The sequence below is a fragment of the Streptomyces sp. NBC_01591 genome, assembly GCF_035918155.1.
Classification (GTDB): domain Bacteria; phylum Actinomycetota; class Actinomycetes; order Streptomycetales; family Streptomycetaceae; genus Streptomyces.
In genome coordinates, this window is record NZ_CP109327.1 from 8,276,578 (window position 1) to 8,302,954 (window position 26,377).

The 26,377-nt window shown below is 71.4% G+C and carries 28 protein-coding genes and 1 pseudogene; 16 read left to right on the forward strand and 13 right to left on the reverse strand.

Annotation, left to right across the window (positions count from 1 at the left end; all coding sequences use genetic code 11):
- The first annotated feature begins 119 nt into the window (after positions 1 to 119).
- Positions 120 to 1,694, forward strand: coding sequence for an isocitrate lyase/phosphoenolpyruvate mutase family protein (locus OG978_RS38325; RefSeq protein WP_326769625.1), 1,575 nt, complete (start codon positions 120 to 122; stop codon positions 1,692 to 1,694).
- 41 nt (positions 1,695 to 1,735) lie between these two features.
- Here OG978_RS38325 and OG978_RS38330 read toward each other — a convergent pair whose 3' ends face one another.
- Positions 1,736 to 2,452, reverse strand: a complete 717-nt coding sequence (locus OG978_RS38330; protein WP_326769626.1) for an ArsR/SmtB family transcription factor — start codon at positions 2,450 to 2,452, stop codon at positions 1,736 to 1,738.
- A gap of 134 nt (positions 2,453 to 2,586) precedes the next feature.
- On the opposite strand from OG978_RS38330, the gene OG978_RS38335 reads away from it, so the two are divergent.
- Complete coding sequence (locus tag OG978_RS38335) at positions 2,587 to 3,132, forward strand: GNAT family N-acetyltransferase (protein ID WP_326769627.1); 546 nt, start codon at positions 2,587 to 2,589, stop codon at positions 3,130 to 3,132.
- A gap of 91 nt (positions 3,133 to 3,223) precedes the next feature.
- Here OG978_RS38335 and OG978_RS38340 read toward each other — a convergent pair whose 3' ends face one another.
- Both OG978_RS38340 and OG978_RS38345 read right to left on the reverse strand, forming a co-directional pair.
- Positions 3,224 to 3,541: a hypothetical protein gene (locus tag OG978_RS38340; RefSeq protein ID WP_326769628.1), complete on the reverse strand. Its 318-nt coding sequence runs from the start codon at positions 3,539 to 3,541 to the stop codon at positions 3,224 to 3,226.
- Positions 3,542 to 3,790: 249 nt separating this feature from the next.
- On the reverse strand, positions 3,791 to 3,946 hold the full coding sequence (locus tag OG978_RS38345) for a hypothetical protein (protein ID WP_326769629.1): 156 nt from the start codon (positions 3,944 to 3,946) through the stop codon (positions 3,791 to 3,793).
- Positions 3,947 to 4,163: 217 nt separating this feature from the next.
- Between OG978_RS38345 and OG978_RS38350 the strand changes: the two are divergent.
- Together OG978_RS38350 and OG978_RS38355 are read left to right on the forward strand one after the other, a co-directional pair.
- A pseudogene (locus OG978_RS38350) lies at positions 4,164 to 5,029 on the forward strand (amidohydrolase family protein); the annotation flags it as partial.
- Positions 5,030 to 5,300: 271 nt separating this feature from the next.
- Entirely contained in the window at positions 5,301 to 6,014 is a 714-nt protein-coding gene (locus tag OG978_RS38355; RefSeq protein WP_326769630.1) for a TetR/AcrR family transcriptional regulator, read from the forward strand.
- A 67-nt stretch (positions 6,015 to 6,081) separates the two neighbouring features.
- Here the strand turns inward: OG978_RS38355 and OG978_RS38360 are convergent, their stop codons facing one another.
- Positions 6,082 to 7,665, reverse strand: coding sequence for a hypothetical protein (locus tag OG978_RS38360; RefSeq protein ID WP_326769631.1), 1,584 nt, complete (start codon positions 7,663 to 7,665; stop codon positions 6,082 to 6,084).
- Between the two features lie 377 nt (positions 7,666 to 8,042).
- Here OG978_RS38360 and OG978_RS48500 point away from each other — a divergent pair, with 377 nt between their 5' ends.
- A complete protein-coding gene (locus tag OG978_RS48500) occupies positions 8,043 to 8,330 on the forward strand; it encodes a hypothetical protein (protein WP_442817805.1) in 288 nt (95 codons plus the stop codon).
- 171 nt (positions 8,331 to 8,501) lie between these two features.
- Here the strand turns inward: OG978_RS48500 and OG978_RS38365 are convergent, their stop codons facing one another.
- From OG978_RS38365 to OG978_RS38375, 3 genes are all read right to left on the reverse strand, one after another.
- On the reverse strand, positions 8,502 to 10,010 hold the full coding sequence (locus OG978_RS38365; protein WP_326769632.1) for a serine/threonine-protein kinase: 1,509 nt from the start codon (positions 10,008 to 10,010) through the stop codon (positions 8,502 to 8,504).
- Positions 9,995 to 12,058, reverse strand: coding sequence for a WD40 repeat domain-containing serine/threonine protein kinase (locus OG978_RS38370; protein WP_326769633.1), 2,064 nt, complete (start codon positions 12,056 to 12,058; stop codon positions 9,995 to 9,997). The genes OG978_RS38365 and OG978_RS38370 overlap by 16 nt, the downstream gene beginning before the upstream one ends.
- Positions 12,059 to 12,228: 170 nt before the next feature.
- Positions 12,229 to 13,230 (reverse strand): Acg family FMN-binding oxidoreductase, encoded by a 1,002-nt coding sequence (locus tag OG978_RS38375; RefSeq protein ID WP_326769634.1) that lies wholly within the window; start codon positions 13,228 to 13,230, stop codon positions 12,229 to 12,231.
- Between the two features lie 295 nt (positions 13,231 to 13,525).
- On the opposite strand from OG978_RS38375, the gene OG978_RS38380 reads away from it, so the two are divergent.
- The gene (locus tag OG978_RS38380; protein ID WP_326769635.1) at positions 13,526 to 14,257 is read left to right on the forward strand and encodes a 2OG-Fe(II) oxygenase; all 732 of its coding nucleotides are present in this window, start codon (positions 13,526 to 13,528) and stop codon (positions 14,255 to 14,257) included.
- Between the two features lie 100 nt (positions 14,258 to 14,357).
- On the opposite strand, the gene OG978_RS38385 is transcribed toward OG978_RS38380, so the two are convergent.
- The 3 genes from OG978_RS38385 to OG978_RS38395 form a co-directional block, all read right to left on the reverse strand.
- Positions 14,358 to 15,410 carry a polyprenyl synthetase family protein gene (locus OG978_RS38385; RefSeq protein ID WP_326769636.1) on the reverse strand — a complete coding sequence of 351 codons (1,053 nt, stop codon included), beginning with the start codon at positions 15,408 to 15,410 and terminating at the stop codon, positions 14,358 to 14,360.
- Positions 15,407 to 16,471: a tetratricopeptide repeat protein gene (locus OG978_RS38390; protein ID WP_326769637.1), complete on the reverse strand. Its 1,065-nt coding sequence runs from the start codon at positions 16,469 to 16,471 to the stop codon at positions 15,407 to 15,409. Before OG978_RS38390 ends, OG978_RS38385 begins: the two co-directional genes overlap by 4 nt.
- Positions 16,472 to 16,865: 394 nt before the next feature.
- Complete coding sequence (locus tag OG978_RS38395; RefSeq protein WP_326769638.1) at positions 16,866 to 16,997, reverse strand: hypothetical protein; 132 nt, start codon at positions 16,995 to 16,997, stop codon at positions 16,866 to 16,868.
- Between the two features lie 4 nt (positions 16,998 to 17,001).
- Here OG978_RS38395 and OG978_RS38400 point away from each other — a divergent pair, with 4 nt between their 5' ends.
- The 4 genes from OG978_RS38400 to OG978_RS38415 all read left to right on the forward strand — a co-directional run bounded on the left by OG978_RS38400 (position 17,002) and on the right by OG978_RS38415 (position 19,412).
- Positions 17,002 to 17,508, forward strand: coding sequence for a hypothetical protein (locus tag OG978_RS38400; RefSeq protein WP_326769639.1), 507 nt, complete (start codon positions 17,002 to 17,004; stop codon positions 17,506 to 17,508).
- Positions 17,509 to 17,544: 36 nt separating this feature from the next.
- The gene (locus OG978_RS38405; protein ID WP_326769640.1) at positions 17,545 to 18,006 is read left to right on the forward strand and encodes a hypothetical protein; all 462 of its coding nucleotides are present in this window, start codon (positions 17,545 to 17,547) and stop codon (positions 18,004 to 18,006) included.
- A 69-nt stretch (positions 18,007 to 18,075) separates the two neighbouring features.
- Entirely contained in the window at positions 18,076 to 18,267 is a 192-nt protein-coding gene (locus OG978_RS38410; RefSeq protein WP_326769641.1) for a DUF6381 family protein, read from the forward strand.
- A gap of 107 nt (positions 18,268 to 18,374) precedes the next feature.
- Positions 18,375 to 19,412 carry an MsnO8 family LLM class oxidoreductase gene (locus tag OG978_RS38415; protein ID WP_326769642.1) on the forward strand — a complete coding sequence of 346 codons (1,038 nt, stop codon included), beginning with the start codon at positions 18,375 to 18,377 and terminating at the stop codon, positions 19,410 to 19,412.
- A 67-nt stretch (positions 19,413 to 19,479) separates the two neighbouring features.
- Here OG978_RS38415 and OG978_RS38420 read toward each other — a convergent pair whose 3' ends face one another.
- Positions 19,480 to 19,641, reverse strand: coding sequence for a hypothetical protein (locus OG978_RS38420; RefSeq protein WP_326769643.1), 162 nt, complete (start codon positions 19,639 to 19,641; stop codon positions 19,480 to 19,482).
- 386 nt (positions 19,642 to 20,027) lie between these two features.
- On the opposite strand from OG978_RS38420, the gene OG978_RS38425 reads away from it, so the two are divergent.
- The 3 genes from OG978_RS38425 (at position 20,028) to OG978_RS38435 (ending at position 21,573) form a co-directional block, all read left to right on the forward strand.
- Entirely contained in the window at positions 20,028 to 20,495 is a 468-nt protein-coding gene (locus OG978_RS38425; protein WP_326769644.1) for a hypothetical protein, read from the forward strand.
- The gene (locus OG978_RS38430) at positions 20,492 to 21,001 is read left to right on the forward strand and encodes a mycothiol transferase (protein ID WP_326769645.1); all 510 of its coding nucleotides are present in this window, start codon (positions 20,492 to 20,494) and stop codon (positions 20,999 to 21,001) included. Before OG978_RS38425 ends, OG978_RS38430 begins: the two co-directional genes overlap by 4 nt.
- A gap of 131 nt (positions 21,002 to 21,132) precedes the next feature.
- Positions 21,133 to 21,573 (forward strand): NUDIX hydrolase, encoded by a 441-nt coding sequence (locus OG978_RS38435; RefSeq protein WP_326769646.1) that lies wholly within the window; start codon positions 21,133 to 21,135, stop codon positions 21,571 to 21,573.
- Between the two features lie 35 nt (positions 21,574 to 21,608).
- On the opposite strand, the gene OG978_RS38440 is transcribed toward OG978_RS38435, so the two are convergent.
- The gene (locus OG978_RS38440; protein ID WP_326769647.1) at positions 21,609 to 22,040 is read right to left on the reverse strand and encodes a DUF3995 domain-containing protein; all 432 of its coding nucleotides are present in this window, start codon (positions 22,038 to 22,040) and stop codon (positions 21,609 to 21,611) included.
- Between the two features lie 147 nt (positions 22,041 to 22,187).
- Between OG978_RS38440 and OG978_RS38445 the strand changes: the two genes are divergently transcribed.
- Both OG978_RS38445 and OG978_RS38450 read left to right on the forward strand, forming a co-directional pair.
- Positions 22,188 to 23,204, forward strand: a complete 1,017-nt coding sequence (locus OG978_RS38445; protein ID WP_326769648.1) for a phosphotransferase — start codon at positions 22,188 to 22,190, stop codon at positions 23,202 to 23,204.
- Positions 23,205 to 23,272: 68 nt separating this feature from the next.
- Positions 23,273 to 24,289, forward strand: coding sequence for a hypothetical protein (locus OG978_RS38450; protein WP_326769649.1), 1,017 nt, complete (start codon positions 23,273 to 23,275; stop codon positions 24,287 to 24,289).
- Between the two features lie 63 nt (positions 24,290 to 24,352).
- Here OG978_RS38450 and OG978_RS38455 read toward each other — a convergent pair whose 3' ends face one another.
- Positions 24,353 to 24,919: a DUF4291 domain-containing protein gene (locus OG978_RS38455; RefSeq protein ID WP_326769650.1), complete on the reverse strand. Its 567-nt coding sequence runs from the start codon at positions 24,917 to 24,919 to the stop codon at positions 24,353 to 24,355.
- 303 nt (positions 24,920 to 25,222) lie between these two features.
- Between OG978_RS38455 and OG978_RS38460 the strand changes: the two genes are divergently transcribed.
- Positions 25,223 to 26,365, forward strand: a complete 1,143-nt coding sequence (locus OG978_RS38460; RefSeq protein ID WP_326769651.1) for an alpha/beta hydrolase family protein — start codon at positions 25,223 to 25,225, stop codon at positions 26,363 to 26,365.
- Positions 26,366 to 26,377 lie beyond the last annotated feature (12 nt).

The window sequence follows — 26,377 nt, forward strand, 5'->3', positions numbered from 1 at the left end:
GTTCAACGGAACCACACCGGTCGGCGCCCCGCGCCTGAACGGGCCTCTGCCGCCACGAGGCCGATGCCGCCGGGACGGTTCGGGCGGTGCCGAACTGTTTCGGCCCTAGCGTCAGGGCCATGACGCACACGATGCACGAGTTCGACCGTTATGCGGATGTACGGGCGGCGCTCGCCGACCCGGCGCTCGTCCCGGAGTTGCCTGCCGCGGACGGTGGTCCGGCCGGGGCGAGTGTCGCCTGGTTGCGTGCCACCGTCGCCAGGTTCAGCTCGGGGGAGGCGCACCGGCGCCGACGGGCCCTGGTGGAGGCCGAACTGGCCCGGCTGGAGCCCGTCTCGCTACGGCAGGTGGCCGCCGCGGGGTCCGGGGGAGACGTACGGGCGCGGGTGGTGCGTACCCTCGCCGAAGCGCTGGGGATGCCGGAGCCCGGGGAGGTGACGGCAGCGGTGATCGCGGTGGCCGGGGCCTACTTCGGGGGTGCCGACGCGGCCGCTGAGGAGGACGAGGCGGTGGCCCGACTGGTGGCGCTGCTGGTGCCGGGGGCGGCGGACGAGGCGCGCCTGGAGGCTGCCGCGAACCGCATCGGGTTGCTGGTCCAGGCGTGCGAGGCGACGGCTGCGCTGGTCGAAGCCGCGGCCGTACGCGACGAACCGCCGGCCCGGCTGCTCCGGGAGGATCCCCCGGTACGGACCATGCGTCGCGTCGCCGTCCGGGCCACCCGGATCGCGGGCCGGGAGATCGCCGAGGGCGACGTGGTGCTGCTCGATCTCGCGGCGGCCCATCGCACACACCCCGTACCGCTCGCCTTCGGAGCCCCACCCCGCGTCTGCCCCGGCCGTGCACACGCCCTCGCCCTGGCCGACGGCCTGCTCCAGCGCCCATTGACCGACTTCGCCCGCCTGCACCACCAGGCCGCCGCCCCGCTGCTGCTGCCCAATGCCTGGGACCATGCCTCGGCCGCCGCATTGGTGGCGCAGGGGTTCGCAGCCGTTGGTACCACCAGCCTGGGCGTGGCAGCGGCCGTCGGTCTGCCGGACGGGGCGGCCGCCGCCGTCGACGCGACCCTGGCACTGGCCCGCCGACTGGGACAGGACTCCTTCCTGTTCACCGTCGACGCCGAAGGCGGATTCAGTGACGACGTGGCGGAAGTGGCCGATCTGGCCCGCAAGTTGTACGACGCGGGCGCGGCGGGGATCAATCTTGAGGACGGCCGTCCCGACGGCACTCTCGCCCCTGTGGAGTTGCACGCCGCGAAGGTCGCGGCGGTGAAGGCCGCCGTGCCCGCGCTGTTCGTCAACGCCCGCACCGACACCCACTGGTCGGGCCACCAGGAGGAGGAGACCGCGACGCGGCTGGCGACGTACGAACAGGCCGGTGCGGACGGGGTGTTCGTGCCGGGACTGTCGGATCCGGACCTGATTGCCGAGCTGACCGCAACTCTCGTCGGCCCGTTGAACATCCTGTACGCCCCGACCGGTCCCACCCTCGCCGAACTGGCCGCACTCGGGGTGCGCCGGGTCAGTCTCGGCTCGCTGCTGTACCGCACGGCCCTCGCGGCGGCGGTGGACACCGCGACCGCCGTCCGGGACGGGCGGCCGACGGACCTGCGGGCCCCGTTCTATGCGGAGGTACAGCAGCTGGCGGTGCCTGGTGGGACGACGTCCGGGCGATCCGCGCCCAGGAAAGCCATGTGACGTCACAGGGCACACCGATTCGCGGCAGCCGCTGTCCCTCGTCAGCCTTGATCAGCCGGTGACAGGCCGAGGTGATCGTGCAGTGCGTGTCGACCCGTGTCGGTCACGGCGAGTGCGCGTGTACTGCCGATGCGCGTGATCCAGCCGACGGCGAGCGCGTGGCTGCACAGGGCGGCACCCACGGTGCCGGCCAGGTGGGGGCGGCGCTCGGTCCAGTCCAGGCACGCCCGCACCAACGGCCGGCGCGAGCTGCCTGGCAGGGTGATCCCGACTCCGGCCAGCCAGGCCGCGCCCTCGCCGGTCAGTACCGGCTCGGGCCCCCAGCCCAGCAGCCCGCGCTCGACCATGGCGTCGGTGACGGCCAGCGAGACCGCGCCGGCCAGGTGGTCGTAACACAGACGCGCACGGGCGAGTGCCTGCTGCCGGCCGGAGGCGGACAGCGAACGCGGAGCAGCGGGCCGGTGCGGGGCCAGCGCGGCGAGGCTCTCGATAAGCTCGACCACCCTGATGTCGGCCACCCGCAGATAACGGTGACGTCCGTGCCGTTCCTCGACGAGGATCCCGCCGCCCACCAGCAGGTTCAGATGAGATGTCGCGGTCGAGGGCGCGACCCCGGCGTACCGGGCGAGCTCGGTCGCCGTCCATGCCCGGCCGTCGAGGAGGGCCAGGCAGAAGGCGGCCCGGGTGCCATCGGCCATCAGCCGGGCCACGCCCGCCAGGTCCACACCCACGTCACGGCCTGCGCGCTGAACGTCCATATCCCCGATTGTCTCCGATCTCGGTTCGGCGCCCGTCGAAGTGTCCACGCCGTACCGTCGCCGGACGCGCAGAGCAAGCCTCGCACCTGCACCGGGCTGCGTCGCCGCTCACCCGCCACAGCACTGGAGGAACCATGCCCGAATCCGACACGACCGTCAGTGCGTCCGTACGTCCCGGCCCTCGCGCGGGCCTCGTCGTCACCGCTGCGCCGGAGCCCGCGGACATCGCCCTGATCTCCGACGCTCTGGACCGGTTCAACATCCGGGAAACGGGAGTCGACGACCGGCGACCGCTCGCGGTCCTCGTCCGTGATCCGCGGACCCACCAGGTGGTCGGCGGACTGACCGGGCGCACTTCGCTCGGGCTGTTCTTCGTCGATCTCTTCTTCCTGCCGCCCGAGCTGCGAGGCAGTGGCCTGGGCAGCGAGATCCTCCGGCGGGCCGAGGACGAGGCTCACGCCCGTGGCTGCCGCACGGCCGTGCTCTACACGATCAGCTTCCAGGCCCCTGACTTCTACCGGAAGCAGGGGTGGAAGCACCTGGCAGAGGTCCCCTGCGACCCATCGGGCACCAGCCGCGTCTTCATGACGAAGGAACTCGGCACGACGAAGGAACTCGGCACGACGAAGGAACTTGGCATGACGAAGGAATTCGGTGCCCCGACCGGTGAAGGAGCCTGATGGACGGAGGGCCCGCTGCCCGCGGCGCGGCACCCTGGCCGGCCGAGCAGTTTCGCCCGGAAGCCGAGCTCGTCGGCGGCCGCGGCCAGGGCTATCGCCGCACCCGCACCTGCGGCGCAGATGATGTCGTGCCCGCAGGCATGGCCGATCTCGGCAGCGCGTCGTACTCCGCGCGCACCCCGACCGTCAGGTCACCGCTGCCGTACTCGGCGGTCAGCGCGGTCGGCAGATCGCACACCGCGCGATTCACGGTGAACCCGGCGTCCTCCAGCAGCACCGCGAGCCGTTCGGAGCCGGTTCTCGGCGAACGACGTCTCCGGATCGTCGTGCAGCGCGTGGCTGAACTCCAGAAGCCGGTCCTTGTACGTGTCGAGCCGGGCGGCGACGCGGGCGACATGCCGACAGACATCGACGTCGACGCACTCCTTGACCTGTGGAACGGATTCTTCGTCTACCGACGTTCCTTCCGCCCCGCGCCCGTGCGCGAGCACGAGGACACGGTGCGGCAGCTCGTCGGCCTCGTGCTCGGCGGGACAGGTTGCGCCTGCCCGCCGCGGATCAAATCACCGGCGGCGCGGTCGACTGAGCGAGCGGCGCGCCGGAGCCCTCCGCAGCGGGCGGGCGCGGTGGGGCCCTGCCCCGTACGGAACTGCCCGAGTCAGGTCTCCTCGTCCTCCGCGCGGCGCTCACCCTCCGCCTGGGACGGCTGGGTGCGCATGGTGGCGGGGTGTCGCTCCTCGGCCGGGTCCCTGTCCTCGTCCAGCCTCTCGCCCTCGGCCTGCGACGGAGTCGGGTACTCGATGTTCTCCCTCATGGCCGCCTCCACTGTCGGAACGCGTGCCTACAAGACGAGCGTATCGCGTCTGTCCGGTCGGCGGCCCGGGTCCGCAGGCCGCAAGGATCGACGCTGGATCACGTACCGGACGCAGGCCCACGGAAAAGGGGTGCGGTGAGGCGGCGACGCATCCCGAGGGCGTAGACGGTGGCGGCGACCACCATGCCGACCGGAGCGCGAGATCGATTCCGCCCGCCGCGCGAGCCAGCGGGCCCATGTAGAGCTCCGTGCCGACACACAGGACGGCCTCTGCCGTGCCGGTCGCCAGGGCGCACCGCGGATCGCCCCCGCCGAGCGCCGTGCCCGCCTCGCCTCGGCGCTGCGCGACGTGGCCGCCTCCGGGCTCACCGGCGGGCACGCCATGGATGCCAACGGCGAGAGCCTGTCGCTGTACGCCGAGCTCGACGAGGCGGATGAACTGCCGCTGCGTCTGAGGGTCGCTCCCTGGTGCCGGCCCGGAGCCGACAGCCGGGCCGTGGCCGACCTCATCGGGCAGCAGGGCACGGGCGGGCGGCTGTGGGAGGTGGCGGGCGTCAAGCTGTTCATGGACGGCACCATCGACAACGGGACCGCCTGGCTGGAGCGGCCCGACTGCCACGGCGAGTCCACCCACGCCTTCTGGCCCGACCCCGATTCCTTCACCGAGATCACCGGTGAGTTCCACCGGGCCGGTGTGCCCGCGGCCACCCACGCCATCGGCGATGCCGCCGTGCGCCACGTCCTCGACGCCGTGGAGACGGCGACGAGTGCGGAGTACCGCGGAGTCCGGCACCGGATCGAGCACATCGAGACGGTCCCCGACGACACCCTGCGCCGGTTCGCGGAACTCGGCGTCATCGCGTCCATGCAACCCACGCACTGCTGCGGCTTCACCCGCGCCGACCACACCGACAACTGGTCCCGGCGGCTCGGGGAGGAGCGCGCCGCGACCTGTGGGACTCGGGCGCCGCCGTCGTCCTCGGTTCCGACTGGCCCATCACCCCCTACCACCCGCTCACGGTGATGGCCGGAGCCGGTCACCGCCGCCCCACCCGTGACCTCGCCCAGCCGCCGCACAACCCCGGCCCGTGCCGGCCCGCGCCGAGGCACGGAGCGGATGACCGGGCATGGGCTCCTCCTCGGCCCCCGACGGGGCGGTGCGATGTGCAGGGTGTGGTGCGGGTGGCGGCAGCGTGGCAGGGGAGCGAGCCACCAAGTCAACGGTGATGACAGCGTGGTTGACTCGCGAGGTCCGGAAGTACGGCGCACTGGGGTGCGACTGGCGGCACGGTGTGGCGTACCGGGGCGCGACTGGCGGCACAATGGGGCTGACCCGGAGCGAGGAGAGTGCGCAGTGGAGTCACGTACGGGGAAGCGGGCCGCGGCGGCGAAGGGGAAACGTGCCGACTCCGGCCGTCCGCGGCCGTCGCTCAGCCCTCGGCTGATCGTCGAGGCATGCCTCGAACTCATGGACATCGAAGGTGCCGATGCCCTGACGTTCCGCCGGATCGGCGCCCAGCTGGGCGCCGACCCCACGGCTCTCTACCGGCACTTCCGCAACAAGGACGATCTGCTGCTCGCGGTGGCGGACCACCTGTTGGAGGAGGGTCTCGAAGGATTCGAGCCCTCCGGTGACTGGCAGCAGACGCTGCGCAGCCTGTTCATCCGCATCCACAAGGTCTATCTCTCGCACCCGCGCGCCGCCATGCTCGCCACGGTGCGCATCACGCGGCGCCCGGCCGAGATGCGGGTGATCGAGACGACCCTCACCGCGCTGTCCGACGCGGGATTCCCGCCCGAGCAGGCGGTACGCCACCACCGGGCACTGGTGGACTTCATCCTGGCGTGGTCGTGCATGGACGCCACCTACAGCACACTCGACGCACACACCCGCCGCGGCGACGAGTCCGCCTGGTCCGGCGAGTACGCGGCCGTATCCGCCGCCACCCACCCCCATATCGCGGCGGCGGCCCCCTACTTGGCCTCGGTGGAGGACGACGCCAGCTTCCATTTCGCGCTGGACCTGATGCTGGACGCCATCGGCGCCCGCGCTCCCACGCGTGGCTGAGGGGGCCGGTTGTCGCGGGGCCCGGCACACCCCGCCCCCTGATCCGGCCTGATCCAGACGAAAGACCCTAGTCGGCGTGGCGCACGCCGATGCGGTCGATGGCACACGTCCCGGGGACGCTGGTGCTGTCGGCGTGCTGCCCGAGGTGGGTCAGGCGGAGCGTGTTGCGTCCCGCCCGCAGCGGGACCTGGGCGAACTCCGGCTCGGCGTAGGCCACGACCGGGCTGTAGAGGTCGAGCGGCTCTCCGACCGTGGTGCCGTTCACCGACAGCCGGTAGATGCCCCGGGAGTAGTGCCGCTTCACCCGCAATCGCAGGGTGCGCAGACCGGGGCCTGGCTGCTGAAACTCGCAGGTCAGCGCATCGCCGGGGGCGGCCGGTGTGAACAACAGCCCGTGACCGGCGCCGCATTGGGGATCGGTGAAGACCTCGGCGCGGCCACCCGATGCGGAGAACGCAAGCTCCTCCGCCTCTGCCACCCAGTCCAGGGGGCGAGGCGTCCAGCTGCCGTGCGAGTCGCAGAGCACCACACGGGTGCGGTCGGTGGCGGCCTCCGTGTCGGTGTAGGCGACCAGGCGGCCATCGGGCGAGAAGGCCGGATGCGGATGGGCAGGATGGGCTGACCCCCAGCCCGCCAGGCCGAGCGTGCGCGGCGGGTGTACGCCGGTCAGGTCCACCAGGGCCACCGCACCCACCTGTCCGCGTGCCGATCCGTTGCGGCCGTTGGTGTCGGTCACCGCCCAGCGGCCGTCTGCGGTGAGGTCGCAGTGGTTGTACGCGCCGTTCGCGCCCGAGGGGCCGGGCGCCAGCAGCCGGTCCGGCCGGTCGTCCGGGTGGACCACCCACAGCCCCGACGAGCTGCCGCCGATGCCCACGACGAGACACCCGGTATCGGCGCGGGACTTCCACACGCCGTGGGTGCCGACCGGGACGCCCGCAGCGGCCTGGTCCCAGATCATCTTGCCGTGCGGCGCGTGGACCGGATGCAGGGCCCAGGAGTGGATGTTGCCGCCGAGCGCGTAGCCGATCCATTCCGGATCGTGGGCGCTGTACTGGAAGTGCGTGGCGAGCACCTCCCCCGAGAAGACCTCTCTGACCCGGCCGTCGCCGAGCTCGATCTCCACCGCCGTGGTGGGGCCGGCGGTGATCGGTGCCGGGTAGTGGCTGCACAGCACTCGGTCGCCCGCCGGGTGGAGATTGACGACGACGCTGAGCGCGCGGCCGGGCGGCGGTGAATAGAGCTTTACGGGCGCGGGGTCGGCCAGATCGATCAGCCAGATCGCGTTCTCGGCGCAGGTGACGAGGCGTCCGGAGTGGATGTTCCACCAGACGAACGGATTCCGGTCGTTCGCCGGGGTGGCGAACCGTGCCAGGAACCGCTCCTTGCCGGACCGCAGATTCACCTCCCACAGGCTCGTGGCCCCGGTCTCCCGCTGCCCGAGCACGATGCGGTCGGCGTCGACGAAGCCGTTGTGGGTGGGGTACGTGAAGTAGCGCCGCTGCTCGAACGAACTGAGGTGGCGCAGCTCGAACGGTTCCTGGGCCGTGGCGGCGGCGGCCCGGCTCACGCCTCCCGTCCCGGCGGTGAATCCTGCGGCCAGTACTGCCAGCCCGGCCATGCGGCCGAACCCTCTGCGGGTGATCTCACTCATGGCGTCCTCACTCATGCGTGTTCACGGTGGGTGGCGCTCAGCTTCGAACCCGCCGATGGAAGAAGTCAAGGTACTAATACGAATTAGTGGCCGTGCGGGGGCGGAGTCGGGGTGGGTGTGTCCCGCCGATCGGAGCCGGATGTCACAGGTGGCGACCAGCCTCGGGAGATATGGATCTCGGGCTTGCGGGACGACGTGCGATGGTGACGGCGAGCACGGGGGGAATCGGTGCGGCGATGGCCCGGAGGCGATGAACGGCAACGTCCTGTCCGCGGTGCGGATGATCCGGGCCCTGACGCCGGGGATGTGAGAGCGCGGATGGGGGCGCGCGGGTCATCAACGTGGGCAGCCGGGCGGCGACGGCTCCGCTGTCGAACATGGTCGAGTACTCGGCGGCGAAGGCGGCGGTGGTCGACCTGACCACCAGCCTGGCCGGTCACCTCGCCGGGTCCGGGGTCGCGGCCAACTGCTCGAATCCCGCGCCCGGGACTCGACCGACCCGCGCGTCTCCGACGCGCTCCGGCGCCGCGAGCACCGCAGGGACGCGTCCAGCCCGTTCCTGGAGGCCGAGGCGGCCGCCGCACTCGCCGCAACCGGCGCGCCGGACGTCCTCGTCCTGCTGGCTGCGAACCCGCGAACCCCACGCCCGATCCTGCGCGAGCTGAGCAGTCGACGGGCGTCTCAAGGCGCTCGCGCCATCCGCGTTGCCGCCACGCACACCCTCCGCCTCACAAGCCGGGCCGAAGGCCGGCCGCAGCTCTGACGCGGCACGGTTGTCGCCACCACTCTCGGCGCGCCCGGGGTGACGTGGCGCGGCAACTGGCCATACTGTGCAGCTACTTGGGCACCTTCGGGTAGACTGCCTGGGCGAACCTCGCCACGACGACGCAGTCCCCTGCGAGGAAGTTGTCTCCTTCGGTGCCGAAGACGATGGCGTAGCCGAAGGACGTCGGCCACGAGACCTCGCAGCCGGACTCCGACTCGTTGGAGTACGCCTGCGCGTCCGGGATGCCGGAGAGGTCCACCGGGTCGGGCCGGCGGTCCTTGCGGATCACCTCGATACGGTTCGGTGCGTACACCAGCGTGTAGAAGCCGTCCATGTCGGTGTCGGGGTCGCCGAACTGGGCTGTCTGCCACTTGCAGGACTTCATGGTCTCCGAGCCACTGCTGTACCCGCCCGGAGTACCTGTATCCACGAGCACGCTTTCCTGGATGATGTCGCGGTCGATGATGTCGCACGGGTCGGTACTGTCGGCGGCCGGTTCTCCGCTGTGTGTTGCCCGGGGGCTGCCATGGCCGGCGGCGGCGGCGTCGTCCGTCCGGTCGGGAGGGGCGAGCCAGGCCACGGCGCCCCAGACGGCGGCCGCGGTCAGCACCAGGCCGCCGGAGGCCAGCAGGGCGAGCCGTCCGCGCCACCGGGACGAGCCGCCGTTGCCGGGATCCGTGGGGACCTCGTCGGGCGGCAGCACCTTCGTCTCCGCGCGGCGTTCGCGCACCATCGCGCTCACACCCGCCGGAAGCCACTCGGTGTCGTCCGTCGACGTTGCCAGCCGCTCCAGGGCCTCGGTGACGGTCGGACGACGCTCCGGCTCCGTGGCCAGACATGCCTCCAGGAACGGGACGAGTTCGGGTGGCACACCGGTCAGGTCGGGGGCTTCGTGCACGGTCCGGTAGTGGATCGCGGCCGCGCCGCCCTGCCCGTACGGGCTGCGCCCCGTGGCCGCGTAGACCAGGACGCAGGCGAGGGCGAAGACATCGGAAGCGGGCCCGGTCTCGCGGCCGAGGCATTGCTCGGGGGACATGAAGCCGGGTGTGCCGATCACCGATGCCGTCAGGTGTGCCGAGTCGAGGGCACGGGCGATCCCGAAGTCGATGACGCGTGGCCCGTCGTCCGCCAGGATCACGTTGGCGGGCTTCAGATCACGGTGGACGAGGTCGCAGTTGTGGATCGCGGCAAGCCCCTCGGCCAGGCCGGAGCCGAGCACCCGCAGCGCGGTGTACGGGAGCGGGCCGTGCGTCCGCACCGCCTGCTGGAGGGACGGTCCCGGAATGTAGGCGGTGACCAGCCACGGCGGATCGTCGTCCACGCCCGCGTCCACGACCTGGGCGGTGTAGAAGCCGCCGACCTTGCGGGCCGCCTCGGCCTCCAGGGCGAACCTCCGCCGGAATTCCGTGTCTTCGGCCAGTTCCGGGTTCACCAGCTTCACCGCAACCATCCTGCCGCCCTGCGACCGGCCGAGGAACACCTGCCCCATGCCGCCGCGTCCGAGCTTGCCCACGAGGCGGTAGGGGCCGACGCGGCGCGGGTCTCCGGCCGCCATGGGGTCGGTCACTCGACGGTCCACAGCTGCACGGTGGAGAGCATCTTGGCATTGGTGTAGGCGGTGGCGAGGGTACGGCCGTCGGGATGGAAGACCACGTCGCCGACGCCGCTGCGGCCCGCCGGGACGGAGACGATCTCCTTGTGCGACGCCAGGTCCCACAGAGCGATATGGCCTGCCACCGCGTGACCGCCGCCGGCCCCGGCCACGGCGGAGCCGTCCGGGCTGATCGCCATGCTCTGGATCTGGTCGGCGGCAGCGCCGATCCTGGCGGTCAGTTTCCGTGCGGCGACGTCCCACAGAGCGATCCCGCCGAAGGTACCGGCGAGGGTCCTGCCGTCGGGAGCGAACGCCACGGTGGTGACCCCGAAGGCATCCGTGTCGTTCAGCGGCAGCGTCGCGATCGGCGACCAGGACGAGGTGTCGAACAGGACTACTCCGCCCTTGAGTTCGCCGCCGTACCCGGCTGCAAGGATCCTGCCGTCCGGGCTGAACGCGACGCTCCGCACCGCGTTCATGCTGCTGCCCTTGCCCGCTCCGACGACCAGGTCCTTGACCTTCCTCCCGGAGCGTACGTCCCACAGCGGAACCTCGCCGAAGCTGTCGCGCGGCCCGCTTCGGGCTCCGGCCAGCAGCTTGCCGTCCGGACTGAACGCCACCGACTGCATCGGGTACAGGCTGCTGCCCTTGGCGGGTGCGGAGAGCGCCGCGATCTCCTTGCGCGAGGCGGTGTCCCAGACCGTGACCCCGCCGGCGCCCATCTGGAAGTCGTTGTCCCGGGCCGGTGCTTTCAGATAGCCGAGAGCGAGCAGGCCGTCGCCGCCGAATGCGACGCAGTGGGCCAGCAGCCCCTCGGCCTTCGGCGTCAGCGTGGCGATCTTCGACCGGGAAGCCGAGTCCCACAGCGTCACGCTGCTCTTGAGGCCGATGGCCAGCTGCTTGCCGTCCGGGCTGTAGGCGAGGTGGATGGAGGCGTCGGTCTTGCCGATGTCGATGGTCTCGGTCGGCGTGAGCTTCGGGCCGGCCGGCTTCTCCTCGGCCGATCCCCCGCCCTTCGACCCGCTCCCGGACGCTCCTTTTCCGTCGCTGGAGCCGGAGCCGGAGCTGAGCCAGATCCCCACGGGAACCGCCACGGCCGCGGCCGCCGCCACTCCGCCCGCCAGGAACGCCCGCCGCCGCATGGGGTTCGCCGACGGGACGGTCCGCTGTCCGTCCACCATGGCCGCGACCGGCGGCGGCAGCCACCCGGTGTCCTGCCCGGCGCCCTGCCCATCGCCCGGGGCAAGCTGCTGGAGCAGATGGCCCAGGCTGGGCCGCTGTTCGGGATTCTTCGCCAGGCACGCCGCGAGCAGCCCGGCCAGCGGGTCCGGGACGCCGGTGAGGTCCGGCTCGGCGTTGACGATGCGGTGGAGCACCTCGGCCCCCACACCGCCCGCGAAGGGCCCGTGCCCCGTGGCCGCGAAGACGAGCACCCCGGCGAGGGAGAAGACGTCCGACCCGGGTCCGGCATGCTGCCCGCGCGCCGCCTCGGGCGACATGAACGCGCCGTGCTCGGCGCTCACCGTCATCGACGGATGCGCGGCGTCCAGGGCCCGCGCGAGGGCGAAGTCGGTGATCCGCGGCCCGTCATCGGCCAGGATCACGTTGCTCGGCTTCAGGCCGCCATGCACGAGCTGCGCGGTGTGGATCGCGGCCAGACCTTCGGCCAGCCCGGAGCCGAGCACCTGCACGGCCTGGTACGGCAACGGGCCGTGCGCGCGTACCGCCTCATCGAGAGAAGGGCCCGGGACGTATGCCGACGCCAGCCACGGCGGGTCGGCGTCGGGGTCCGCGTCCACCACCTGCGCGGTGTAGAAGCCCCCCACCCTGCGGGCCTCCTGTGTCGCCTGCGCGAAGCGGCGCCGGAACTCCTCGTCCCCCGCGAGCGCTTCGTCGACCACCTTCACGGCGACGAGCCGGCCGCCGCGGGACCGGCCCAGGAACACTCGCCCCATGCCCCCTCGCCCCAGCGCGGCCACGAGCCGGTACGGTCCGGCCTGGCGGGAGTCCGCCGCCCCCAACTGCTCCCTCATGCCAACATCCATTCCGTTGCTCTTTCGACCGACGCAGCAGAATAAGCCCCTGATCCTCGATGAGGAAGTAGCGACCAGAGGCGTGCAGAGGTATGCGCGGGGCGCACAACTTCCGTCGGCTGCCGCTGTGTTCAGGGGCCTACAGCCCGGACCGGCACCGTGTCCGGCCGTCAGGGCTCGACCGTCAGCACCTCGGCCACGGGGCGGCGAGGCGTGCGCGGCCCGTCGGGTCCGTATCCGAGGCGCACGATCATCTGCGGGTGGCCCGTGCCGAGGGCCGGGTCGCGCAGGAGATGCCGGATTTCCGGCCATTCGAGGGGCTGAGTCGCGAACGAGGCGACGAGCCCGTGCAGCACGGCGGTGAGCAGGACGCGCTCCAGGGCCTGACCGGCACGCAGCCAGTCCGCCGGGCGGTCGCGCGCGGTTCGGAGCAGGGCGAGCTGCGGCCGGCCCTCGAAGGGGACGTGAGCCCGGCCCGGGACGATGTCCGTGCCTGCGAAATCCCGGTTGAGGGCTCTGCCCGATGCGTCGGTGGGGCCGAAGGCGTGGTCCGGGACGCCGTCGACCGGCGCCTCCACCTTTGTGTCCCGGGTCCAGTAGCGCTGTTCCGCCTCCCTCGCCGGGTCGCTCAGGTCGAAGCCCTCGGCGTCCCGGATCACTACGAGCACTCTCTCCAGGTGCTTCGGCGGCAGAAACGCGAAGTCGGACCCCTCGTCGTGGGCCGCTTCGGTGAGGTGCGCGCGGAGGTCGTCGGGGATCGCCCGGTCGTCGAACGGAAATCGGCTGGTGTGACGTTGCGGGATCGCGGGGTGCAGAGCGGCGAGTGCCGCGGCCGCCGGATTCTCGGGGGCTCCGGGGCGTTCCCCCAGGCGTACCGCCGCCACGACGGAGGGATCGGCGGGGACCGGAACAAGCGTCGTCACCGCGTCGAGGCCCCGGTGCTCCGCCGACACCCGGAGATTGAGCAGTGCCGCGCCACACCCCACATGCAAGCCGCGAGTCGAGGGGTCGGCCTCCGGCATCTCACGGTCGAACTCCGCCCGGAGCGTGAGAGTCCGGCTGGAGCGCCGGAACCCGAACCGCCAGGGCTGGGCGTTGTGCATGGACGGGGCGGCAGTGGCATCGGCGACGAGCTCCTTCAGCGTCGCGTCGTCGAGCGGCTGTGCAGGCATCCGGCACCCCCCGCATCGCAGCGCACGGTGTCCTTTATCCGTCGCACGTCCGGCGGGACCGGCGCGAGAGGCCAGGTCGCCCGTCGGCCGGGCCGGGCGAGTCTCCCGTACGGCCGTACCAGCGGGAGAACGCCGCTGCCGCGCAGTGCGCGTCGCGGAGCGCAATGTCCGAATAGCGCCAGATTCGGCGTCCGGGGTCGGCCAGCATTTACGGCACCGGAGCCCGTGTACCGATGAACCAGGAACCAGGAACCAGGAACCAGGAACCAGGAACCAGGAACCAGGAACCAGACCCATGATCGACACAGCACACCCGGCCGGAACGGTGCGCGACCTGGTCGACGCCACCGACTGGACCGCACTCACCGACGAGATCGCCGAATACGGCAGCGCCCCGACGGGGCCACTGCTCACCCCCGCTCAGTGCCGGGAGACCGCCGCTCTGTACGACGAGACCGAACGCTTCCGCTCCACCGTCGACATGGCCCGCCACCGGTTCGGTTCCGGGCAGTACCGCTACTTCACCCACGATCTGCCCGAAGTGGTACGGGAGTTGCGGGAGGCGTTCTATCCGCACCTGCTGCGCATCGCCCGTGACTGGTCCGCGAAGCTGGGCACCTGTGCGCCGTGGCCCGACGAGCTGGCCGAGTGGCTCGGCATGTGTCACGAGGCCGGGCAGTCCAAGTCCGCCCAGATCCTTCTGCGTTACGGTGCCGGAGACTGGAACGCCCTGCATCGCGACGTGTTCGGCGACATGGTCTTCCCGCTCCAGGTCGTCATCGGTCTCGACGTGCCCGGCACCGACTACACCGGTGGTGAGTTCGTCATGACCGAACAGCGCCCCCGCGCACAGTCCCGCGGATCGGCCACCACTCTTCTCCAGGGTCACGGGCTGGTCTTCACCACCCGTGACCGGCCGGTCGCCTCCAAGCGCGGCTGGTCGACCGCGCCCATGAGGCACGGTGTCAGCACCGTCCGCACCGGTCGGCGCCGCACCCTCGGTCTCGTCTTCCACGACGCCGGGTGAACGACCTTCCTCGACGCCGCCCGTGCCGACGGTGGCACGGGCGGCATCCGGCCCACCGGCTGACGGGCCGCGGAGGAAGAGACCGGTGGCCGGACCCGGATCACCCGGTGCGGTCGATGAGGAACGGGAGGAGCGCGAGGATCTCGTCGAGCGCGGCCGGAGCGAGCGGAACAGTCTCCAGGCTGCGGCGAGCGCTGTCCAGCTGCTGGTGGGCCTCGGTCAGGGTGGCGGAGCGACCGCCGGCTTCCTCGACGAGTTCGGCTGCCCGCCGGGCGCCGGTGCCGTCGAGCGGGTTTCCGGAGCTGAGCAGTGTGGCGAGCCGCCGGGCGGCGGGACGGTCCGCGGCCAGGGCCGAGAGGACGGGGTACGTCTTCTTCAGCCGGCGCAGATCGCTGTGCACGGGCTTGCCCGTGACCTCGGGATCTCCCCAGATCCCGAGGAGATCGTCCACCGCCTGGAACCCCACCCCGAGATGCCGGCCCGCCCGGGCGAGCGCGTCGACGGTAGTGGCCGGGGCACCCGCGAGCACCGCGCCCAGACCGGCCGCGCAGCCGAGCAGCGCACCTGTCTTGTGCTCGGCCATCCACCGGTACTCGTGCGGCTGGACCGCCTCCGGCCCGATCCACGGCCGGGACTCGAAGAGCAGGTCGTCGGCCTGACCGCGTACCAGGTCGGTCAGCGTCCGGGCGAGATGACGGACCGCCGCCGCGCTGTGCCTTCCGGGGGAGTCGGCCAGGGTCTGCACGGCCAGCGCGAAGAGTGCGTCGCCTGCGAGGATCGCCGGGCCGGTTCCGTACGCCTTCCACACGGTGGCACGCTGTCTGCGGGTCTCGTCGCCGTCCATGATGTCGTCGTGGAGGAGCGAGAAGACATGGATCAGTTCCACGGCGACCGCGCCGACGACCGCGTCCTCCGCCGGTGCGCCGGCGGCCTCGGCGCTGAGCAGCGTGAGGGTCTGGCGGATCCCCTTGCCCTGTGAGCCCGGGGCGGGGCTGCCGTCCGCCGTGGCCCACCCGAGGGAGAAGGCGGCCATCTCCGCGTGCCACGGATGCAGGCGCCGCACGGCCTGTGCGAGCGCCGGGCGCACGAGGTCGCGACAGCGGGCGAGCACCTCCGGCGCCGCGGCCAGTCGGGTTGCGGGCGGTGGTGTCATCGTCGTCCGCTCTCCTCGTCCGTGTCGCCGTCGACCGGCACCACGCCGAGTTCGGCGTACGCCTTGTCCACCATGTCGCGGGCGTTGAGCAGGCCGATCCGGCTGAGGGTGCGGCGCAATTCGTTCAGATCCGCTGCGGTGTCGTTCCGGTCGCGGCCGAGCCGGGCCAGCGATTTGACGAGCCCGAGCCGGGCCAGTGCCTCACCCCGGGGCTCGGTCATGGCGCGGAACTCCCCGAGCGCTTCCTCGTACACCCCGCGCGCCTCCTCGTACCGGCCGGCGCGGAAGAGGACGTTGGCGCGCATCTTGTGGTTGTAGGCGAGCGCACTGGACAACTTCATCTCGCGGCACGTGAGTTCGGCCTCCGCCAACAGGGCGAGGGCACGCTCCGGATCGGCGTCCCGCAGGGAGATGATGTCGGCCATGCCACGCAGGGCCCACGCCCGGCCGCGCCGGTCGTCCGCGTTGCCCGCGAGTTCGGCCGCCTCCTCGAACATGGCCAGGGCCGTGTCGAGCGAGCCCGTGTTGCGGTGGATCTGCGCGATTCCCTCCAGCGCCCACACGGTGTGACGCGCCTCGCCTCGCGCGCGTGCTTCGGCGAGCAGCTGTTCGTGCAGTGCAGCAACGGTCCGGTAGTCGCCCTGTATTCGACCGGTCTCCGCAAGGCCGGCGAGGGAGTAGCCGCGGGCGACGATGTCCCCGCCGCGCTTGCCCATGTCGGCCGCGAGCCCCAACAGTCGGAAGGCGAGCCTGAGTTCACCGCGCTGTCTGGCCAGCGTCCCCCCGCTCCACAGTGCCCAGGCCATTGCCCCGAGGTCACCGGCCGAGCGGGCGGACCGGTAGCTGGCCTTCCAGGCCCGATCGGCTTCCGCCACGTTGCCGAGCCTGCGGTGCGCCTCGGCCACGGCGAGCCCGCACCGGGCCACCTCCTGCTGCGAACCGGAGAGTTCGGCCTCCCTCAAGTGCCGTACTCCTTCTGCCAGTACATCTGTGAGAGAGGAGTTCACCGACATCTTGGTGAGGGCGCCTTGGTACTCGGGCGCCAGTGCCTTGCTGTGCATGGGAGCCTTTCGTGCACTGCCGGATCGAGGCAGGAGCAACTATACGCTCCATGTATACATGTAGTGCATAGTTGCCTTGATGGACGGACTCGGGTGCTCTTGGGGGGTCGGACGTCGGCTTGCCGCTTGCGGCGAACCGCTTTGCTGTGGATCAAGACGACGGTCGCGCGTCCGAGGTTGCTCCGAGATCAACGGAAGTCGACATTGCCGCTACGGCAGGGCTGCGGCCCTGCGTCGGCCTGTACGTGGCCATGGGGCCGGAACCGCCCTGGCTGACGTCGCCGACTCCATCCGTAATGCCGACGAATGTCAGCGGTTACTGTCGCCGCCATATGCCCTGGCCATAGTAAAAGACAGAAACATTTGAGAGCCTCTTGCGTCGTATGGCAATCGCTTACATGCTGACGCGCAGCCCCCGCACCAGTCGGGCACGGTCCTCGCCGCCACCGCGCTGCTCGCCGTCGGGACGGCGGGGGCAGTCCTGGGCCTCGACGCCGACCCTCCGCTGGACCGCGAACGCACCCACGCCCGTGACCACGCTGACGCTTCCGAGGGCCGTGGACTCCGCGCCGGACGCATCCGGCGTCTACCTGGTGCTCAAGCGGGCCTCCGTGAGCGGGGCGACGCAGCTGATGACCGGGGACGTCGTCGAGACGGCGACAGGGGCGGCGGTGGCCCACATCGGCAGTTTCGGGCTGCCGTCTGCCTCGGGCCGGCTCAAGAGCGCCGATCAGGGATTCATCGAGCCCTACCTCCCGGCAGGCTGCGGCCAGCGGATCACGGTGACGTACTGCAAGCCGGTCGGCACCGAGGCGGGCGTGGCCCATACGGGCGGCCTTCCCACGGTCACCGATCCGTCGTCCGGCAGCTGCCTGAGCACCACCTCGCAGACCACGGGCCGGGGCGGCAGGTCACGGTGGTGGGCAACGCGGCCGCGGCGGCCGGGCCCGCAGCGGACTGAATCATTGAATCCGGAACAACGCCGTGCCCGCGGCCGGGTCCCTCCTTGTGAAGCGGTACAGGCGCCCACTGGCTAAGCTCGACGAGGGGCCCAGTACGGGACGGAGGCTGCCATGACGACGACTCTCGAACCGCGTGATGTCCCCCCTCGCCTCGCCACCGGTGCGTTCATCCTGAACTCCGGCCTGGGCAAGCTGAAGGCCGACGCGGAGACGGCCCAAGGCCTGCACGGCATGGCCTGTGTCGCCTACCCGTTCCTGAAGAAGATCGAGCCCGAGCGATTCACCCGGCTGCTCGCCTGGTCGGAGATCGCGGTCGGTGGAACGCTGCTCGCCCCTTTTGTGCCGACCCGACTGGCCGGGCTGGCGCTGACGGGGTTCTCCGGGGGCCTGATCGGTCTGTATCTCCGGGTTCCCGGAATGCGGGAGCCCGGAAGCCTCCGGCCCACCCAGAACGGCGTCCCCATGGCCAAGGACTTCTGGATGCTGGGCATCGGTCTCGGTTTCCTGGGCGCCAATGCCCGCCGGTCACGCGCGGCCGCGTCCAGATGTCCATGGCACCGGTCCCGGGGCTGACAGATCGGCCGGGGCCCGTACGGGCGACGCCGGGTTCCGTGGCGGGGCCCGCACATCCAAGGAGTGACCATGAGTGAGTCGGACGAACTCCGCAATCGTGTGCAACAGATGCGAGCCAAGGCGAAGAACCTGAAGGACGAGGCCGAGCGCGCCACCGACCCGGAGGAACGCCGGCGCCTGAAGGAGAAGGCCCGCAGGATCGAATCGGAGAGTGAGCAGGTCAGCGGCATGGCGAGTGGCGATATCTACCCCCTGGAGTGAGGCCGGGGAAGGTCCGGCCCCGTTTCCCCGTTCCCCCGGTTCCGTACCGGCAGGACGCCGTACGGGACCGGGGGAATGCTGACGCGCCCCGGACGTTGAACAACGGTGTGAGCTCAGTGATCGCATCCACCCGGTTTTCCGTGCTCGACCGGTCCCGCATCCGTGAGGGGCACGACGGCCCGGCGGCACTGCGCGACTCGGTGCGCCTCGCCCAGGAGGCGGAGGCGCTCGGATTCCACCGGTTCTGGGTGTCCGAACACCACAGTGTGCCGGGTGTCGCCGGTTCGGCGCCGACCGTGCTGGCCGCAGCCGTCGCGGCTGCCACATCCACCATCAGGGTCGGTACGGGCGGCGTCATGCTGCCCAATCACCAACCGCTGTTGGTGGCCGAGCAGTTCGGTGTGCTGGAGTCCCTGTTCCCCGGCCGGATCGACATGGGCCTCGGCCGCTCGGTGGGCTTCACCGACGGCATCCGCAGGGCGCTCGGACGGGACAAGTCCGCCGCCGAGGACTTCGCCGGGCAGCTCACCGAACTGCTCGGCTGGCTGGACGGTACACAGCGGGCCCACCCGCAGGTGCATGCCCTTCCCACCGAGGGTCTGCGCATCCCCCCGTTCCTGCTGGCCACCGGCGAGGGTGCGGGCATCGCGGCCGCTGCGGGGCTGCCGCTGGTGATCGGAGACCTCCGCGGCCGGGAGAAGCTGCTGCGAGCCGTCGAACGCTACCGCCAGGAATTCCGCCCCTCCTCCTGGGCCGCGGAGCCCTACGTCGTCGTGGCCGGGACGATCGCGCTCGCCGACAGCGCGGAGGAGGCCCGTCGGCTCCTGATCCCGGAAGCGTGGTCCATGGCCCATTCCCGGACCCACGGCGTCTTCCCGCCGCTCGCCCCCGCCGAGCGGGTCGAGGCGCGGACGATGACGGAGAAGGAGCGCGGCTTCTACGAGAACGGGTTGCGCGGCCACCTCCACGGCACGGAGGACCAAGTGGTCACGGAGCTCGAAACGGCCATCAAGGAGACCGGCGCCGACGAGGTGCTCGTGACGACCAGTACGTACGACCGTGCGGCTCTGGTCGACTCATTGCGCCGCCTGGCCCGGATCGCGCAACTGACCCCGCACCGGGGAGTGCCCGGCGCACTCCTGTGACAACGCACCACGAGCGGCGAGAGCCGGTCGGCCGTGCGAGTCGCCGAGCACCTGCCCTGCGAAACCGTCACTCGGGGCTCCATGCGGCCTCCGGCCATGCGTACTCGTCGAAGCCGTCCGGGAGCTTCCCGCACGGGGCGTGAACCACGACGGCGAGCGTTCCGGTGGGCCGGTGCCAGTCCACGCCGACCATGTAGGCGGTGTCCGGGCGCTCGAACCTGAAGCCCATGTCGGTGACGTTCTCGCCGGTCGTCGTGGACCCGCTGTGCCTCCTGTTCGAGCCGGACAGCCACCCGGTCCGGATCGGTCGCCGGATACGGTGTCCCGTTCCACACCCGGTACCCGGCGCAGCCCATCACCACGACGATCAGCAATCCGGTGAACAACAGAATCAGGAGAACGGGTCGCTTCTGATCGCCGTTCTCGAGGGTGAGACCACCGCCGATCAGTACCTGCAGTTCTGGCCGGCGGCGCCCCGCCCCGACGAGGTCGTCAGGCAGACGGCAGGGGTTGCGGACGATTGGCATCGGCAGGCGCACGTTCTGCCGCCGCCTCCGTCACCGCAACAGCGCGCCGAGGCAGAGCGCCGCCGGGCAGCGGAGCAGGCGCGGGCCGATGAGGCCGCACAGAGGCGCGCCGAAGCCCTGGAATGGGGCGGGCGGTTGCCCAGCCAGAGCCTTCGGGGAGGTCGGCGGCAATGTGGCGGGGCTGCTGCGTCTGGACTGCGACCTCCTGCACGCGGTGGATGCGGCGGGACCAGTGGCCCAGCGGTCCATCGTCCGCTGGGCCGCCCACCGCGCGTACACGGAAGCGGGCCTGAGCGGCATCGACTGGATTGTGACCGCGCTCGATGCATTGGACCTCGGACACGACATGCCGGCGCCGTTCGACGATCTCCGGCGCACCTGGGACCGCTTCTTCGCCGACCGGACGATCCCTCACACCCTTGTGGACTCGACCGACGGCAGCCGGGGAGGGATCCTGAAGCAGGCCATGGCGGTGCCCGCGCTGTTCGACGCGGCGGAGCAGCGTGCGTGTCGATGGCGGGGGAGGAGCGCGGCAGCGGCGATGGTGAGGGCATGAACAGTGCTGACCTTTTGACCGACGCGTTCACCCGCGTCCGGGAGACGGTGCACTCGGCGGTCGAGGGCCTGTCACGCGCCGATCTCCATGCTCGCCTCGACGACGGGGCGAACTCGATCGGCTGGCTCGTATGGCATCTCACCCGGATCCAGGACGACCATGTCTCGGACGCGGCCGGTGTCGAGCAGGTCTGGTTCTCCGAGGACTGGGCCTCCCGTTTCGATCTGCCCTTCGAGAAGGAGGCCACCGGGTACGGACACCGCAGCGCGGATGTCGCGGCGGTGCGGGTGCGCTCGGCGGAACTGCTGCTCGGCTACCACGACGCGGTCCACGAGCAGACCGCCGGCTTCGTGCGTGGGCTCGACAACAGGGCTCTGGAACGCATCGTCGACGAGGCGTGGTCGCCGCCGGTCACTCTCGGGGTGCGTCTGATCAGCGTCATCTCGGACGATCTCCAACACGCGGGCCAGGCCGCCTTCGTACGGGGGGTGTTGGAGCGCCGGTAGACCGGGGCCGCTCTCGCGATGTCGACGACCGTCATTCGGCCGGTGCCGCGTCCGGACTCCGTTGTGTGATCGATAGGTTGTCCCGTACGGCTCGGGCGGAGCCGTGGACCTCGAAGTCCGGAGGGACACACATGGGAAGTGACGTACATTCACGCGTCTCGGCGTATGCCATCGCTGTCGCGGAGCACCAGTTGCTGCTGACTCAGCTCTCGGACAGCTCACCGGTCTTCATGCCCGGACTGTGGCACCTGCCCGGCGGAGGCATCGATCCCGGTGAGCAACCGCGGGAGACACTGGCACGTGAACTGTACGAGGAGACCGGCCTCGAACTCCTCGATGCCCGGCTGGTGGACGCGCGGGCGTACACCGCTCACCGGCTCGGGGTGAACTGGAATCTCGTGGGGCTTTTCTATCTGGTCGACCTCGGGCCCGGACCGCTCGCGGTCACCAAGACCGACGATTCCACCTCTGCCGTCGCCTGGATGCCCTTGTCGGGTTTGGAGGAATCGCGGCTGTCGCCTGCGGCGGTCGACAGTCTCGGGATGATCGGCGCGCGAGAGGCGCGGCAGTAGGCCGTTCGTCCTGCTCCCGGCCCCGGAGCAGCCGCCTACCGCTTACGCCGGGCGGTGGCGATCACGGTCGACGTGGCGAGGGCGAGGCACAGGGGCGAATAGGCGAGCCGGTCGAGGCGTCGGAAGCGGGGCGAGAGCGCTCCCGGGACCAGCAGGTCCGTTCGGCCCGAGAAGCCGGCCGCACCGCGCAGAGCGAGTACCCCCGCGACGCCGGCTGCGCCGATCCGGGACAGCGCCGGGCGCCGCCGCGGCCGGCCCGAGACCAGCAGCGCCGCGGTCCCCAACGCGCCCGCCACCGCGAAACACGCCGCCGGACCAGGTGGGTTCGGGCGGCCGATCACCACGTCGGAGTAGGTCTTCCGGTCGGGCAGCGGCCAGGTCGACCCCAGCCCCCACGCGACATGCAGACCGGAAAGCGCGGTCAGTGCGGTGACAGCGATCCGGCCGGCAGCACGCTCGATCGTCATGACACTCACGCTATCGCCCGTGCCGGGCGGCCGAGGGAGCGGGGTACCGCCCTCGCGAGACCCCGATCCCGCATCGCCCGGTGCGCACCGTCACCATCTCCGTAAATTCGGATGAAGGCCCGACCGGCACGGTGATGGGATGGCGCGATGCGAAGTGATGTGCCGGCAGTGGTGGACCGAGGGCAGTACCAGGACGCGGTGACCCCCTGGGAGCAGGAGGCATGGCGGGAGGAGGCCTTGGGATGGGTGGAGCGCGGGCTCGCCGCTCGGGGACTGCGCGAAACCGGGCCACGGAAGGTGCGGCTCCGGCCGTGGTCCGTGCTGGTGCGGATGTCCGTCGCGGGTGGCGCCGCCGTGTGGTTCAAGGCCAACCCGCCCGCCAGCGCCTTCGAGGCGGGGCTGACCGAGGCACTGGCCCGCTGGGTGCCCGGGTACGTACTGAAGCCGCTCGCCGTCGACGCGGGCCGGGGCTGGTCGCTGCTTCCGGACGGCGGCACGATCTTCCGCGACGCACTCGACGCGGCGGCCCGCACCGCGGTCGATCCGCGTGCCTGGGAGGAACCGCTGCGGCAGTACGCCGGAATGCAACGCGCACTCGTTCCGTACGCCGAGGAGATCGAACTGCTCGGTGTCCCCGGCGCGCGCACGGCCGTGCTCCCGGAGATCTTCGACCGGGTCGTCGACGGGAACACCGCACTGGAGCCCGCCGACCGCCGGGCCCTGGGCGCGTTGCGGCCCCGGCTCGTGGGGTGGTGCGAGGAGCTCGCGGAAGTGGGCATCGCCGATACGCTCGACCACTCCGATCTGCACGACGGTCAGCTCTTCGCGCCGGAGCCGGGCCGTTTCACGTTCTTCGACTGGGGCGACGCGGCCGTCGCCCACCCCTTCTGCAGCTTTCTCGTCCCCGCCCGAGCGGCCCGGGAGCGGTTCGGGCCCGAGGTGCTGCCCCGCCTGCGGGACGCCTACCTGGAACAGTGGACGGGCGACGGCCGCACGAACGCCGAACTGCGGCGTGCCCTGAGTCTGGCCTGGCGACTCGGGGCGATCGGCCGGGCCTGCTCCTGGGGACGGCTCTTCCCCGGCGCGTACAGCGGCGTCGGCGGGGCCGGCGACGCGGCGGGCGCGCGCTGGCTGCTTGAACTCGCCGACGAGCCACCGCTGTAGGGACAAGCCGGCGGGACGGATGGGTGCTCGGTGTGCCGGGCCGGGTGACCGGCAACTACGCTGCTCCGATGCATCGCACGACGCCTCCTCGCCCGGTCGACATCACCACGGAGTTCCCGGAGCTTGCTCCGCTGGCACGCACAGCGGTGCGGCTGCACCCGCGCCCGGGGGAGCCGGCCGTCGGGGACAGCTCCGTCGGTGGACCGTTGCTGTGGCCGCGGGACGAACCGTGGCCCACCTGCCCGGAGCACGCGGGCCCGTGGCACCTCGGTTTCGTACCCGACGAGGTGCGGGCCCAACGCCGTGTCCTGACCGCGGCCTGGGCACGTGCGGAGGGCAACCGTCTGATGCTCACCCCGCAGGAGCGGGAAGTGGTGGACCGGGTCGGCTACAGCGGCCGGCGCATCCCGCAGAACGGGCCGGTCCCCCTGCTGGCAGTCGCCCAGCTGTACGCACGGGACCTCCCGGCCGCCGAGGGCGACGGCCTGTGGCCGGGCCCGCAGGAGACCGATCTGCTCCAGGTGCTGTGGTGTCCCTTCGAGCACGGCGACGACTGCCTTCCACAGGTGCGTCTGGTGTGGCGGCGGGCCGCGGAAGTCGGTCCGACGCTGTCCGCGCCCCCCGAGCCGTCGGTGATCGACAACGGCGACTATCTGCCCAGCCCCTGCCTCCTGCACCCCGAACCGGTCACCGAGTACCCGGCACCGCACGAACTGGACGAAGAACTCGCGGAACGCGTCAGGGCCTGGGAGGAGACGCGCGACTACCTGTACCAGTACGCCCTGTCCGTGGCGCCGGGATGGAAGATCGGTGGTTGGGGCAACTGGAGCTTCTGCGATCCGTGGCCCATGGAGTGCCCGGACTGCGGCGGGCCCGTCCGCCCGCTGCTGACCGTCGACAGCGGCGAATGGGACAACGAACAGAGCTGGCGCCCCGTCGAGGACGAAGCCGCCGACGCGGCGCCGGGAGTGGTCCACCCGCAGACGCACGAGCCGACCCAGGTCACCATCGGCCGCGGCTACACCATGCAGGTCTACTCCTGTGAGCGGTCCTTCGGGCACACCGCGCTCGAGGTGATGCAGTAGCACAGTGAGGCGTGGTGAGACCGTAACCCGGTGAGTGGATGTGCGTACCGGGCCGTTGTGGTCTCAGGCGTCGATACGAAGGCCCTTCGCGACAGCCGGGGGCACCGGATAGATCCGCTCGGGCGGCAGCAGCCGCTGGGCCTGCGCGGCCCGGCCGCTCTGCCTCAGCGCCGCGATCTTCTGGACCCGTGGCGTCACGTCGGTGAGGTCGACGACCCACTCCTCGGCGAACGTGCGGATCAGACCGCGTCCGACCCCGACCTGGATGCTGTAGTGGTTGAGAGCGGCTCCCCGCAGTGAGCGTTCGGGATCCCACTGGACGTGCACGGGAGCCTGGGCGACCGCCGACGGGTCGGCCGTCGTCAGCACGGCCTGCGAGAGCGCCTCCTCCCATCCGGCCCGGGTGATCCGTACCGCGAGGATCCGCTCCTGGCCCGACTTCTGCGCCCAGTTGCTGCGGTGCATGAGCCAGAGGAACGACGGCTTGATCCAGGTCATCCGGTTGAACGAGAACGGTGGGACGAACCGTTTGGCCCGCAGAGCCGGACCGGCGACCGCCGGTGAGTACGCCTGGTAGACGACGATCGTCCGGGCGTCGTAGTCGGCCCGTATCCGGTGCTGCGAGGTCATGCGTCCGAGATTTTCACCTGCCGGAATTCAGTGCAATCAGTTTTCTCTCCGTCGGAACTCCTCCGTCCGGAGCCACTTTGTCCTCGCGTCCGTCTTCGTCGCGGCGCACCATCGGGCGGCCGGTTTTTCGTGCGGCGCGACCACTCGGAGCCGGTCCGGCGCTGCCTAATGTTCCCTCACTCGGCGGCGGCGTGCCGCTCCCTCGGAGGTGACCATGGCCAGCACCGCAGGCACGGAGACCAGGAACAGAACGGCCCGCAGGACCCGGACGGCGGGCGCGGCCCATTGGACGGTTCCGCGCCGGTGTCCCTCAGCGCGGCCCTGGACCGCAACGTCATGGGCGGTGGCCCCGGATACCCGGGCGCGCTGCCGCAGTTCCACGGCGACGACATCGTGTTCTGCGCCCGCGACCGGGGCGCAACCCGCCTGTACCGGGTGGACGCGGCCGGGATCAGCGCGTCCCCGCTGCCCGCCGGCACCGGGGTCAGCGGATGCTCGGTCGCCGCGAAGGCGGGGCTGGCGGCGGTTGTGGTCTCCGACGCGTCGCGTTTCGCCGAGGTCGTGCTGCTCGACCTGGACTCCTGGGCGGCCGGGGAGGCGGGCCTGCCGTCGGCAGGGCGGGAGCCCGCGCGGCTCACCGACCACATGGCCCGGTCGCTGCCCGGGATCGCCCTCCACCCGGTCACCGAACGCGAGTTCACCATCGCGGACGGCACGGTCGTACACGGCATGATCACCCGCGCCGCGGACACACCTCCGGGCGGCCCGCTGCTGGTGGACGTGCACGGCGGCCCGCACAACGCCTGGGCCCCGCACTCCGATCCGGTCCACCTCTACCACCAGGAGCTGGCCTCACAGGGCTGGACGATCCTGACGCTGAACGTCCGCGCCGGCGACGGCTACGGCGAGGCGTTCTACACGGCCGCAGTGGGCGCCTGGGGCGAGACGGACGGACAGGACGTCCTGCAACCGGTCGCTGCCCTCCTCGCCGAGGGACTCGTCGACCCGGCACGGATCGCGCTCACCGGCTACAGCTACGGCGGCTATCTGACCTGTTGGCTCTCCGCCCGCAGCGACCGCTTCGCCGCCGTCGTACCGGGCGGCGTCCTGGTCGATCTGAAGAGCATGGCCGGCACCTCCGAAGAAGGACACCTGATCGCCGACCACGAGATCGGCGACCCGGAACGGCTGACGGAGCTCTCGCCGCTGAGCCATGCCGACGCGGTACGCGCACCCACCCTGATCCTGCACGGCGGCGCGGACCACACCTGCCCGGTGGGCCAGGCCGAGCAGCGGTTCCACGCGCTGCGCACCCGGGACGTACCGGTCCGGCTGGTCGTGTACCCCGGCAGCTCGCATCTTTTCCTACTGGACGGCCGGCCCTCGCACCGGGAGGACTACTCCCGCAGGCTGATCGAATGGGTCACCACGCACACCAACCGCTGAACGCAACGGAAT